The 12,307-nt window shown below is 58.4% G+C and carries 9 protein-coding genes; 5 read left to right on the top strand and 4 right to left on the bottom strand.

Translation table 11 applies throughout. The features are described 5' to 3' along the window. Nucleotides 1–16 precede the first annotated feature (16 nt). Nucleotides 17–649, top strand: a complete 633-nt coding sequence (locus H9S92_RS14980) for a response regulator (protein ID WP_187467509.1) — start codon at nucleotides 17–19, stop codon at nucleotides 647–649. Nucleotides 650–833: 184 nt separating this feature from the next. On the opposite strand, the gene H9S92_RS14975 is transcribed toward H9S92_RS14980, so the two are convergent. Next, a complete protein-coding gene (locus H9S92_RS14975; protein WP_187467508.1) occupies nucleotides 834–6,671 on the bottom strand; it encodes a carboxypeptidase-like regulatory domain-containing protein in 5,838 nt (1,945 codons plus the stop codon). A gap of 160 nt (nucleotides 6,672–6,831) precedes the next feature. On the opposite strand from H9S92_RS14975, the gene H9S92_RS14970 reads away from it, so the two are divergent. Together H9S92_RS14970 and H9S92_RS14965 are read left to right on the top strand one after the other, a co-directional pair. Then, on the top strand, nucleotides 6,832–7,611 hold the full coding sequence (locus H9S92_RS14970; RefSeq protein ID WP_187467507.1) for a HipA family kinase: 780 nt from the start codon (nucleotides 6,832–6,834) through the stop codon (nucleotides 7,609–7,611). Next, on the top strand, nucleotides 7,601–7,984 hold the full coding sequence (locus H9S92_RS14965) for a DUF3037 domain-containing protein (RefSeq protein ID WP_187467506.1): 384 nt from the start codon (nucleotides 7,601–7,603) through the stop codon (nucleotides 7,982–7,984). The genes H9S92_RS14970 and H9S92_RS14965 overlap by 11 nt, the downstream gene beginning before the upstream one ends. Nucleotides 7,985–7,986: 2 nt before the next feature. Here the strand turns inward: H9S92_RS14965 and scpB are convergent, their stop codons facing one another. The 3 genes from scpB to tsaD all read right to left on the bottom strand — a co-directional run bounded on the left by scpB (nucleotide 7,987) and on the right by tsaD (nucleotide 10,711). Next, nucleotides 7,987–8,568, bottom strand: a complete 582-nt coding sequence (gene scpB / locus H9S92_RS14960) for an SMC-Scp complex subunit ScpB (RefSeq protein ID WP_187467505.1) — start codon at nucleotides 8,566–8,568, stop codon at nucleotides 7,987–7,989. A 78-nt stretch (nucleotides 8,569–8,646) separates the two neighbouring features. Continuing rightward, entirely contained in the window at nucleotides 8,647–9,393 is a 747-nt protein-coding gene (locus H9S92_RS14955; RefSeq protein ID WP_187467504.1) for a DUF697 domain-containing protein, read from the bottom strand. A 313-nt stretch (nucleotides 9,394–9,706) separates the two neighbouring features. After that, complete coding sequence (tsaD, locus tag H9S92_RS14950) at nucleotides 9,707–10,711, bottom strand: tRNA (adenosine(37)-N6)-threonylcarbamoyltransferase complex transferase subunit TsaD (RefSeq protein WP_187467567.1); 1,005 nt, start codon at nucleotides 10,709–10,711, stop codon at nucleotides 9,707–9,709. A gap of 145 nt (nucleotides 10,712–10,856) precedes the next feature. Here tsaD and H9S92_RS14945 point away from each other — a divergent pair, with 145 nt between their 5' ends. Next, on the top strand, nucleotides 10,857–11,438 hold the full coding sequence (locus H9S92_RS14945; protein ID WP_187467503.1) for a hypothetical protein: 582 nt from the start codon (nucleotides 10,857–10,859) through the stop codon (nucleotides 11,436–11,438). Further along, on the top strand, nucleotides 11,429–12,277 hold the full coding sequence (locus H9S92_RS14940; protein WP_187467502.1) for a DUF3822 family protein: 849 nt from the start codon (nucleotides 11,429–11,431) through the stop codon (nucleotides 12,275–12,277). Before H9S92_RS14945 ends, H9S92_RS14940 begins: the two co-directional genes overlap by 10 nt. Nucleotides 12,278–12,307 lie beyond the last annotated feature (30 nt).

The following is a 12,307-nucleotide window of genomic DNA, read 5'->3' as shown; positions in this document are numbered from 1 at the left end:
AAAACCGATCCAAATTATGAAAGTAGCCATTGTAGAAGACCGTCAGGAAATTGCCGATAGCATTGGCCGGGCCGTTGATCGCGACCCCGAAATGAAACTCACCGGCGTGTACTACTCCGCCGAAGCCTTTCTGGAGGTCGCTGCCGCGGACCGCCCCGACATCGTTTTGATGGATATCGGCCTGCCCAAAATGAACGGTATTGAGTGTATGGTGCGCGCCAAAGACCTCCTACCCGCTACCCGTATGCTGATGCATACCGTCTTCGATACGGAAGACAAACTCTTTGACGCCCTCCGCTTCGGGGCCGATGGCTACATCCTGAAAAACGAAGGCATCATCGGCGTCATGCGCGCCATCCGGGAACTGGGTGCCGGGGGTGCCCCCATGAGCCGCGAAATGGCCCGCAAAGTACTGGCCAGCATGCGCGAATCCGTCTCCGTTAGCCACCGCCCCTTGGATCAACTCACCCCCCGCCAAAACAGCATCCTGAGTAAACTCGCCGAGGGCAAATCCAACCGCGAAGTCGCCGAGGAACTCGACCTCACCGAAGGGACGGTAAAGCAACACGTTCACGCCATCTACAAAGCCCTTCAGGTAGCTAACCGGGTAGAGGCGGTTAATCTTTTTTTGCGGGGTGGGGAGGGGTAACGTAACGTCAGGTTGGGGGGTAGGCAACGTAGATATGCGCTGGTTTTCAGATGCTTAGACCGCAATGGTTTTTTGGTTCAGTAGTGGGGTATTGTCCACGACCGAACCACCTTCCAAAGGCCGTTGAAAACCAATTAGTTGTGTTTATTACAAGGGTTCAATCTAAGGTTAAAGCAGGTTCCCGCTATTCCACAAAAACTTCGCGCAGCGCCCCATTGCCATTCACTACGGGGAGGTACTGCATTTCGGCGCGGGGGGGATTGATGGTATAAGATCCCGAAAAGCGCGGTGCCAATGCTACCCGGTAGGTGTGGGTACCCGCCGGCAAGCGTTCACAAAAAATCGCTACCCGGTCACGACGGTACTCCCGGTGGACGGCGAAGGGGCCCTTGGGTTCCTCCCGGTCGTGGTAGCTACACCCCGCAGGAATCGGAATTTCCAGCAGCACGTAATCGGCGTCGGCCTGGCTGGTCAGGCTTACTTCCAAATAAGCCGTTTTCCCTTTCGTCAATTGGGCGCGGACGCGGGTGCGATGGTCCGTCAAACGAGCAGTGAGTTGAAAACCCCGTTGTGAGGCCTCCGGCGTCGTTTCAAACCAACGCTGGTAAAGCGCTAGGGGCATAGGGCCGGAGCCCGTGCGTTGCAGCTTCAACCCGGCTACATCCTCCGGGGCGAGGGTGAGCTGGAAAGGGAAGTCCTTTGCTTCGACCATCCCCTGTTTACTGGTGATCCGTACGGTGGGCGGAGCCAGCACCTCGTCTTCCGCCAGTAAGTAAGGCAGCAGGTCGGCCACGAGCCGGGCAGATTCCAAGGTGTTTGCCCCCAGCAATGGCTGACTGCCCCGTTGCGCGCCCGTAGCCGTTTGTCCCAGGAGATAATTGACGGTTTCGTCCGCCTCTGCCTTGCGCCCCGCAGCGGAGAGAATGCGCCTGGCCATTAGCCCGCAGGCCAAGCGATCGTTTAAGGGCTGGCGGTAAAACTGGAAACGACGCTCTCCCCAGTAACGGCCCAAAGCGGCGTGCTGGCGGGAACTGTCCAAAAGACGCTGGATGTCTACCGTGTCTCCCCACAATTGCTGCAAGCGGGTAATGGCCAGGAGGGTGTAGTCATTGGGCCGGGAAAAGGTATCCAGGCGCTGCATCTCCGCAGCAGTGGGAGGGAAGCCGTTTTCAGCCAGGGTGAGGGCAATCTGCAGCTGATCCCGCACGGGCAACTGGGCCGCCTCACTCAACAAATAACGACGCGTACCGGTCTGGTCAGCAACGGCATAGCCCTGGGCATTGGCCGCAGCAAGGGCGGTATAAACGTGGTTGCTGATCCAGGGCGAAGCAGTAGCGGAACCACCCCACCATCCAAAGCCCCCGTCATCCCGGCGCAGTTTTTCCAGCCGACGGATCATTCTGTTTATTCTCGGGTCTGGCCCGGCTACCTTGCCCCCGGCTTTCGCGATCCGTTCCAGGGCGAGGAGCCCAATGAGGCGGCTGGCCGTTTGTTCCACGCATTCGTAGGGGTATTCGATCAGGTGATCCACCTCCGCCAGTAGCTGCGCCAAACGGTTGCCGGGCAGCCGCAAAGTCACCGGCCCTCGTGCAGGGTCGATGAAGCTATCCGGCAAGATCATCTCCTGATCGTTGAACAACAAGAGCGCGCCGTTGACCATTTCCGTCCCCCTAGGATAGACCGGTACCGCTCGCGTTTCTCCATCGCCTTCTCCATCGCTGGCCAGCGACTGAAGGTCAAACTGGTAGTGCATACTATCCAGCCCCGCCGCAGCCAGGATGGGGTAACTAAAGGATAAGGACCGCCCCAAAAGCGAATCCCGCTGCTGCACCGCCTGGCCATCCCCCCGGAAACTGAACCGGACGCGTTTCTCGGCTTCCTCCCGATTAATGGCCAATGCCAAGGCCTCGCTCTCATCTCCTTCCACCAGAAAGCGGGGCAGGTAAAGCTGGGCCTGCAAGGGCAGGAAGGCCATCGTTTGGGCCTGGGCAAGTCCCACCCGGCGGCGGCGGTCTTGGCCCACCGCCAAGGTATTCCAAGCCGTTATATCATCCGGGAAGTGGATGTCAAACTCCGCCCGTCCCCGCGCATCCGTCCGTAAATCCGGCACAAAGGCGGCGTAATCCGCAAAATTACTGCGTACATTACCCACAGAAAGCAGAGCGCCAGTTAATGCCGGATCCTCCGTTTGGGATGAGGCGGAGTCCGGTACCTCGTCGCTCGAAACCCGTAGCCCATCAACGAATAAGTCTTTGGCGTTGATGCGAGAACTACGGAGGTTGATATCCGCTATCTCTACTCCTGCAACCCTAGCTGCTAAACTGGTTACCGTGGTGTGGTCTTGCTCAATCGATGGGACACTGAATGCGCTTACGACTACTGCATCAAGGTTGTTAACACCTTCCTCCATAATGACCTCCAAATACTGGCCCTGGAGGGATGGAGAAGACATTACCAATTGCTGTTGCACAAAGCCAGTGTATAAGAACCGAAGGGTATAAGGAGTACTCGGTACTTTGATTACAAAATGCCCGTCCACGTCCGTAACCACTCCCGTATTCATTTCTTCCAACAGCACCGTAGCCCAAGCTAAGGGTTCGCCGTCCTGGTCCACGACCCGACCACTAACCACGCTGCCAGTGAAAATAAAATCCGGATAATGGACCACCGGCGCTACGTATTTAGGCCTCGCCTCCGAGTAACCCTCCTTCTCCGAGAAGTAACTATAAAATTGGGTCTGTCCTTCCCGGTACACCAGCAGCAAGAGGCTATCCGGCGGTAAGTCGATCCGCTGGTGGCGAACGGAATCATTGGGAAAATGATAAAGTATATCGTACCAACCCGGTGTGAGGCGGTTCGGCTGCTTGAGGTTGAGCTGGTAATAACGGTCTTGTTTAACCTCGGCAATGATCACCCGCGAAATCTCTTTGGGTAGGCCGAAGACTTGTAAACGCCCGGAAGTTTCCTCCGGAAAACGGTGGGGAACTTCGCTTGCGCTGAAAATTTTTTTTACCATTACCGCTGGTTCGGGGCGGCGGTACGCGTACCGGGGTATCCCCGGGCTGGTAGGGGCTTCTCCCGGCTTTCTTAAAGTGGATAAGATCAACTCCGGCGCTAAAGGGTAAAGGCGATCCCGCTCCGTCTTTATTTGGTACAGCGCTTGGGGCTCGTAGGTCAATTGAACACTATCGCCGTTCGGCATCCAGAAGTCTATCCTGTTATTTGCCGTGGCCAGGCCCAGGGGTGCCCAATAGCCTCCGCGCGACGCACGCCCCGATTGAATCATCGTCCCTCCGCCCGTCCGGAAATGAAAATCGCCCGGTGCATCCATCCCCGTCAGGGCAAAGACCCGGTTGTGAACGCTATTGACTTCCTCTTGGGTAGGCTTTTTCATTTCTGTCCGTTGCCAGCCCGCCGCCAGCCACTGCTCGGAGGCGAAGCTGACGATGGATTGCTGCCGGGCCGGGAAGTACAAGTCTTTTTCGTAGCGGTGGTGTTGGGTGCGGAGCACGATGTGGTGCCAGCCGCTGTCTACCGGAATGCTGTAGGGCGTAGTAATATTAGGGTGGTGAAAATAGACCAGCCGATCGTCGGCGTACACCAGGCTGAGGGGAATTGGCCGGTGGTCTTTTAGAATGAAGGGGGCGAAATGGGCTTGCGGACTACCCGCAGGCACAATGGTATCCAAACTCCGCAACAGGGAGAATTCAGCGGTGGGGTAGCGCAACTGGTAGGCTAAGGAGGTGTCCAGGCCGGTCCGGGTAATCGCCCAGTAGGGTGGTACCCGGTTTCCCTTTAGATGAATATCCTTGATTTGGTAAGACTGGCGCTGACGTTCGGGCCGTTGCCGGGTGGTGTAGGTGGGCATGGAAGAAGGCAAACCATCAAAACGGGCGTTGTAAGTGGCGGCGGTCAGCCGTACTCCAGAAGCTGGGCGGCCGCGTTGATCGGTGGCCGTGAGGGCTACGCGGACGGTCTGGCCAGGCCGCACTTTTTCGGGATGCTCCAGGGCGATGGACAGTTGTTGGGGATCGGGGCTCAGGAGGGTCGGATCTGGAGCAACCAAGGTTTCCTCGCCAAAAACCCAGGTTCCGCCCGCCAGGTAACGGTAGCGCAGTTGAAGTTCGGTGCCCGGCGCGAAGCCCGCTTGTACGTAGTCCATCTTTGCTCCGTCACCCTCGCCCAGCACCTGCGTCCGCGCCCGCAATTCCCAAAACACCTCCTGCTGGTGCGGGTTGGTGAATTGAATGAAAAGCGTGTCTTGCGCCCAGCGCACCAGCTTTTCGTCGGTTGGGCGCAGCTTTCGCAGGACCTGCTGCACCGACTGCTCTTGGTACTGGAGCGTGTACTGCCGCTGCTGATGATCGAGCTTAAGCCGGTGGGGGAGCGTGATGGCCGTGACCACTGTATCTCCCTGGGCATTGATGGTCAGGAGGGTGGCCGGCGCGGGCGCGGCCGCAGGTGCCAGGAAAAGATGAAGGCTGGGCCCGTCCAACTCCAGGCGAGGGACCTGCGGGAAACGCCGGTCCACCACCAGCGGCGAAGTCTTCTCCACATATTCGCCGGACGGACCACTGAGCTGGGTCTTCACTTTCACCTCCAGTGAATAGCCGGCGGGAAAAAGACTGTCGGGCAGGACAATGCGACGTTTCACGCGGTTATCGGTCGCTTCCCGGTAGGTGTATAAGGTAGGGTGTGTAATCTGACGGGAAATCTGTTCGCCGTTTTTTGGCTCCCTTGTAAAAACGTAACTACTGGTTTTAAACGTAGTTATGAGTTTTTCCAACGGCACAGTTACCGTGAGGGCATTCTGTATCAGATTACACACCCTAGTGTATAAGGTGTCGGGCAGGGTCAGGCCCACTGTGTCGGCCAGCGCTGCGATCCGGTCGAGCAAAACCGTCAGCGTCAACTGCCCATCGGGTAGGGGCTGGCCGTTGCTGTCTTTGGTCGCCAGGTCCAGCCACGCCGTCCCCGGCAGCCGGGCATCGGTACTGGCCGTGACGTCGAGTTCGTATTCTGCCAGCTCATAATCCTCCAGCCGGAAGCTGATGTCCGGGGACACTTCGCGCCGCATAATGCCGGGCAGACTGAATTCAATGTTGTATTTACGGTCCATCTCCCAGGCCGCAGGAAGAGGCATCGTCAATTCGTATCTGCCGCGCGTGGTGCGACCAATTTTGCGCTCCAGCACCCGCTGATAAGGTCGGTGAAGGAAGATGCTCAGGTCAATCGAGTCTGCTACCAGGGGCCTGCCGCTGGGCTTGGTCAGGTAGGCGCTGATGCGTAGGGTGTCTGTGGGGCGGTATTTGGGCTGGTTGGTAGTGACGTACCCCGCTACGGGCCGGGGCGGGTTAATCGTCCGTTGAATGGTGCGCCGGAAGGGGTAATTGTACATACTCCAGTTGCCGTGGGCAATGCCTCCTTTCAGGTAGCGGTAGCTGTTGCGGGTAATCCGGTAAGGGGTAAGTATGACGTAGGCCGGGATGTTGCGCGTGACGTGGGAAAGATCGTGGCGAAAGCGACTCTTTTTAAAACCTTCTTCGACCAGGTAAAACAAGGTGTCTTGGTCAACAACGATACGCACCTCGTCAATCTTCCAGTCGCGACGGCGGTAGGCACCGTGTTTTTTGGCGTAGCGGACGGGGTGCCCATCGGCCAACACTTCTGCATCGCTCCGGGGGGAGCCTGTCGCATCGTGGACCCGGAGGTGGAATTTACCCCGGTGTTCTTCCGCGCTGAAGGTGTAGCGGTAGGTGTTAAAGTATTCGTACGCCACATTTTCTGCGGACAGCCGAACCTCCAGGTAGTGTCCGGGAGGCAGGTCAACGTGCAAAGTATTTGCCGGATAGGGTTCGCCCGGATCGGGAAGATTCTCGGCCAGGATTTGGCCGCTGAGCAGGCCACCAACCGTACTGGCCGGAATGGGGTAAATCCGGGTGGTCGTTGCTGGGAAATCAAAAGATTGGCCCACTGCAATGGCCGAAAACAACAGGAGAATAGGGAGTAGCCATTGCTGCATACTGGAGTGTTTAGATAGGGAAGATGCGGGCAAATGCCCCATTACACAGCCGCGGTGAAGGCTTTTGGCGGTGGCCGGACTAAAAATCGGGATATGCCGGAGGGAGGGGGCGATAATCCACCGCAGCAGAAGCCCCTAATTAGCCCGTACCTTTACCCCCATGATCCCGCCCGAACTCCGCACCGTCAACGTCACGCGCTACGTCACCCCCTTGCGCGAGGGAGGTTCCCTGCCCGCCATTGTGGACGGCGACGACGACTTCCCCTACGTCCTCAAGTTTCGCGGCGCGGGCCAAGGACGTAAGGCCCTCATCGCCGAACTCATCGGCGGAGAACTGGCCCGGGGCCTGGGCCTGCGCGTCCCGGAATTGGTGTTCATGGAACTCGACGATTCCTTCAGCAAAACCGAGCCCGACGAAGAAATTCAGGACCTCCTCAAATTCAGCGTGGGGCTTAACCTCGGGCTGCACTACCTGGCCGGTGCCATTACCTACGATCCGCTCGTGTCCGTCGCTACGCCGTTGGAAGCATCGCTGGTAGTGCTCCTGGATGCCGTCATCACCAACATCGACCGGACGGTCCGCAACCCCAACCTGCTGAACTGGAAAAAGGAACTCTGGCTGATTGACCACGGGGCCAGCCTCTATTTTCACCACGCCTGGACGGACTGGGAAGCCCACGCCCACCGCCCCTTCCCCGCCATCAAAGACCACGTCCTGCTGCCCAAAGCCACCGAATTACCCGCCGCTGCCGCTCAGTTGCGCAGTCGGCTGACCCCCGATTTCGTGGCCACCGTGGTGGAGTTGCTGCCCGACGATTGGCTGGTCGACGCAGGAAACCCCCAGTTGCCCGCCGCCAAGCGCCAAGTCTATACCCAATACCTCACCATCCGCCTGGCCCAGCTGGACGCCCTCACCAAAGCAGCCGAAAATGCCCGTTGATCAGGTCTACGAATACGCCGTCATCCGTTACGTCCCCCGCGTGGAGATCGAGGAGTTCATCAACGTCGGGGTCATTCTTTTTTGCAAGCGCTTGGGCTTTCTGGAGCTGGCCGTCCACCTCAACCTGCCCCGCCTGTTGGCTTTCGATCCCGCCGCCGACCCCGCCGAGTTGGCCGCCTACCTCCGCGTCTGGGAACTCATCTGCCAGGGTGACCCGGCCGGCGGACCCATTGCCTGCCTCGATGCCCCCAGCCGTTTTCGCTGGCTGACGGCCGCCCGCAGCACTGTCCTGCAATGCTCCTGCGTCCACCCCGGCCGCACCAGCGACCCGGATCGGGTGCTCAGCGGACTTTTTCGGCAGTACGTTCGGTGAATTTACTCCTCCTCGCTCACCATCAGGGCTTCGGGCTCGCCGATGGTGTTTTCGGGCAGGGCGAAGTCTTTCGGCTGGGGCAGTTCGTCCAGCGACTTGATCCCAAAATAATCCAGGAAGCGGTCGGTGACGCCGTAAGTCAGGGGTTTGCCGATGGTCTCTGCGCGACCCGTAATGGTAATGAGCTCCTTTTCCAGGAGTTTCTGAATGGCGTAATCACAGGAAACACCCCGGATTTTTTCCAACTCTGATTTGGTCACCGGCTGCTTGTAGGCAATAATGCTGAGGGTTTCCAGGGCGGAGCGACTGAGCTTCTTATTGCTCTGCATGCGCAGGTGGGTGCCGATCGTTTCGTGGTAGGCACCCTTACTCATGAACTGGTAACCGCCAGCCACTTCCACAATCGCAAAACTGTGTACGTTGTGGTCATAGCGCTGTCGGAGTTCCTCAATGGCCTCCAACATCACCTTTTGGGCAAAGCAAACCCCGAAATTCTCCAGGAGAACATTCTGCAATTCCTCCAAAGAGATGGCAGTAGGGGAGGCGAAGATCAGGGCCTCAATGTGTTGCGGCAGGTATTCCATACGGGCGGGCAAAGATAGAAACTGGCCGGACAAATGCGGCGGCCTTTCCTACCCCTGCCCGTTTTCGCTGCCGCAGGCTTAACCGATGATGCGTTTCTTCATCAGTTCAAATTCCTCTTCAGAAATGATGTTCTGGGCCTTCATCTCGGCCAGTTCCTTGATTTTGCGGATGGCGTCGTCGTCCATTACCGGTGCTGAAGGCTCGGGCGTAGCCTCGGGAGCAGGGGCGGATTTGGCGCTGGGCCGGGCTGGAGTGGGATCGCTGGGCTGGGGTGCTTCCGTGGTCATGGTTTCCACTTTGGCCTCGGCTTCTTCTTTCCACTGCTTGGCCACCTTCTTGCCTTTCTCGAATTGCTCCTGGTAGACCTTCTTCAGGCGGTCGGTGTCGAAGTCCAGGATGGTGCCGCCGTTGGCAAAGTGTTGCTTAAAGACTTCCCCGAGGGCATAAGTTCCCGCGCCGTTCACCGCCGCAGTAGTGATGCCGCCCACTACGGTACCCACGCCGGGGATGAGTTTGATCAGGCTGCGGGCACCGGCGCGGGCCATGGTGCTGGAGGTGAGGGCGGAGATGATGGCCTTGCCCTGGGTCTCGGCAAAATCGATGTCGTAGACCCGGGTCAGTTGCCGGATCATGTCGAGCTGGAGGGCGGAGACGGCAAAGACGTCGGCTACTGGCAGCGTAACGAAAAAGCTGGCGCCCATGCTCCACACGACGTGGGTCCGGATGATGGTTTCAGCGTGGCGGTTGCGGTCGGTATTGCCGTTGGGGTTCATAATGGATTCTTTAAGTTGCTTCTTGGCGAAGTCGGTTATTTTCTTGCGCATGGCGGTTGGGGGCTGAGGGGAAAAAGGGTAGGGACGCTAGGTTCCTGCGAAGCTTTTCATATTAACGTCGCTACACTTCTCTAAGTTAGGGCGCCGGAGCGCAGGTGCAGGGGAAATTCGATGAAGAGCAAGGATTGTTAGACGACGGTGGGGATTCTCTGGTTCATAGTTCATAGTTCATAGTTCATAGTTCATAGTTCATTAGGCTGTTCCCTGCTCCTTGTCCGGACGGTAGCACCTGCGGCCGCGCCCGGTTGACGGTCCTGGCTCGTACTTTCGAACATGTTCGAATGTTCACCCGGGAGCGCTCACCCTAGAACCTGGCCGCCGGTGCCACGTCCTGTTCCGCAAACAAGCCAGCGGCGTATTTGAAGCGGGCCGTTACCCCGATCATGGCGGCGTTATCGGTGCAGTATTCGAGGCGGGGGATGAAAGTGGTCCACCCCCGCTCCTGGCCCAGGGCTTCGAGGCCGAGACGCAGGTCGCTGTTGGCCGAAACCCCGCCGGCCAGGGCCACGCGGGTCAGCCCCGTCGCCTCTGCGGCCAGTTGCAGCTTTTGCAGGAGAATCGAGACGATGCTGTGTTGGATGGACGCGCAAATGTCGTCCAGATGCTGCGCCACGAAGTCGGGGTCCTCCTTTACCTTTTTCTGCAGGGTGTAAAGGATGCTGGTCTTGAGGCCGCTGAAACTGAAGTCGAGTCCGCCGGGATCGGGCCGCGCGAAGGCAATGCTGGGCTGTCCGCGTTGGGCCCGCCGGTCGATCTCCGGCCCGGCGGGGTAAGTGAGGCCCAGGAGTTTGCCCGACTTATCAAAGGCCTCCCCGGCGGCGTCGTCGAGTGTCCGCCCGATGATTTCCTGGTGGAGGGCGGAGTGGACCAGCACGAGCTGGGTATGGCCCCCGGACACGGTCAGGCAGAGGAAGGGAAATTCAGGCTGCGGGTCTTCGGCAAAGTGGGCCAGTACGTGGGCCTGCATGTGGTCCACTTCAATCAGGGGGATGCCCCGGGCCAGGGCAAAAGCCTTGGCAAAACTGACCCCCACCATCAACGAACCGATCAGCCCGGGGCCCCGGGTAAAGGCTACTGCGTCGATGTCTTCGGCCGTAACGCCGGCCCGCTGGAGGGCCACGGCAACGGTGGGTACAATGTTGCGCTGGTGGGCCCGGCTGGCGTGCTCCGGCACCACCCCGCCGTAGGCTTCGTGGATGGCCTGGCTGGCCGTGACGTTGCTGAGGACAGCCCCGGAGACCACAACTGCCGCCGAAGTATCGTCGCAGCTCGATTCAATGGCCAGAATGGTAGGAGTAGTGGAATTGATGGGAGGGAACTTACAAAAGATGAAGAAAAAGCCTGGTTTTATGGCACAAACAAACGAAATTGCGGACTGTTACACCAGCCGAGGCATTTTCTGCATCCATCAGATGTCGGAAATGTTTTATACTTGCGGAAATTAAAAGCTACCAATGCGCACACTATTCAGTCTTCTCTTCCTGGTTTTTGCTTTTTTCCTGGCCTTCCTCCTGTACAAAAGCATCGAGGAACCCATCGCCTTCAACAACGAACGCAGCGTACGGGACCAGGCAGTAGCCGATAAACTGCAAATGATCCGTAAAGCCCAGGAGCTGTACCGGGACATCACGGGTGAGTTTGCGCCCACCTTCGATACCCTCAAGCAGGTCCTTACCGAAGGCGAACTTCTCTCCATCAGCGTAATCGGTGACCCCGACGATCCCAACTTTACCGGCACCATCACCTACGATACCACCCGCATCCCCGCGCGCGATACGATTGCCGGGCTGGGTATTGTCCTGGAAGACATCGAAAAGGTTCCCTATACCGAAGGGGTCAACTTTGACATCGACGCTAAGGTGATCGAGTACCAGTCTACCCAGGTGCCCGTTGTGCAGGTTGGCGTCAAGAAGGCGACTTACATGGGGGAATACGGCGACATCAAGTACCAGCGCTACGACCAGAACTACAACCCGAACGCCGCCATGAGCTTCGGGGATCTTAGCAAGCCAACCCTCGGTGGCTCTTGGCAGTAAGTAATTACCATTTGACTGCGGCGGCTTTCAAACCCGAAAGCGCGCATAAGTACGAACTGTCCATCCTCACTGGGATGGACAGTTTTGCTTATGTCATCCGGGATCGTAGCCGCAATGAACTTTTGGCCTATTCCTCCCTCACGCTGAGCCCCGCCGAGTTGGCCGCCTGGCCCGAGAGTTTCAACCGGCTCGTCCAGGCCGACGATAAGCTCCGCGCCCTCCGCTACGGCAGCTGTATCCTGGGTTGGGAAAGCGAGCGCCTTACCGTGGTGCCCGACGAGCTGTACCAGCCCGGGCAGGCCAGCAAATACCTGGAGCACCTTACGGTTTTGGGCCTCAACGACGCGGTGCGCGAAGAGCGCTTCAACGAACTGGAGGGCCACCTCCTGTTTGCGAGCCCTAAGGACCGCATCGAAGCGGTGGAAAGGCGCTTACATCCGTTGCGCACCCACCACGTAGCGGGAGGATTACTCACCGCCTGGAGCCTGCGCTCGCAGCGCCTGGGCCACCAGTCGGTATCCGTCGCCTTACGGGGTAATAAGCTGTTCGTCGCTGCCCAGCAGAACGGGAAGTTGTTGTTTTTCAACACTTTTACCTACGCCAGTTCGCAAGACGCGCTCTACTTTTTGCTCCTGGCCTACCAGCAGTGCGGCTGGTCTCCCGCCCGCGTGCCGCTTTACCTGTGCGGAGAAATCACGGACCACAGCGAGCTCTACCGGCAGTTTTACCGCTACATCGAAGACCTTCGCTTTTGCGAATACGGCGCTCCCCCGGCTACGCCCCCGGAGTTGGCCAGTCTTCCCAGCCACCTCTACTTTGAATTGCTCTGTTTGGGGTAGCGGACGAATTTTTATGCCTTTGGTCCCCGC

Source organism: Neolewinella lacunae (genome assembly GCF_014349155.1).
Taxonomy (GTDB): Bacteria; Bacteroidota; Bacteroidia; order Chitinophagales; family Saprospiraceae; genus Neolewinella; species Neolewinella lacunae.
This window is presented reverse-complemented; position numbering and strand designations above follow the sequence as displayed.

Excerpts from the sequence above, each read along its gene's own strand:
- H9S92_RS14980 (WP_187467509.1), top strand. The coding sequence starts at position 17 with ATGAAAGTAGCCATTGTAGAAGACCGTCAGGAAATTGCCGATAGCATT.
- H9S92_RS14975 (WP_187467508.1), bottom strand. The coding sequence starts at position 6,671 with ATGCAGCAATGGCTACTCCCTATTCTCCTGTTGTTTTCGGCCATTGCA.
- H9S92_RS14970 (WP_187467507.1), top strand. The coding sequence starts at position 6,832 with ATGATCCCGCCCGAACTCCGCACCGTCAACGTCACGCGCTACGTCACC.
- H9S92_RS14965 (WP_187467506.1), top strand. The coding sequence starts at position 7,601 with ATGCCCGTTGATCAGGTCTACGAATACGCCGTCATCCGTTACGTCCCC.
- scpB (WP_187467505.1), bottom strand. The coding sequence starts at position 8,568 with ATGGAATACCTGCCGCAACACATTGAGGCCCTGATCTTCGCCTCCCCT.
- H9S92_RS14955 (WP_187467504.1), bottom strand. The coding sequence starts at position 9,393 with ATGCGCAAGAAAATAACCGACTTCGCCAAGAAGCAACTTAAAGAATCC.
- H9S92_RS14945 (WP_187467503.1), top strand. The coding sequence starts at position 10,857 with ATGCGCACACTATTCAGTCTTCTCTTCCTGGTTTTTGCTTTTTTCCTG.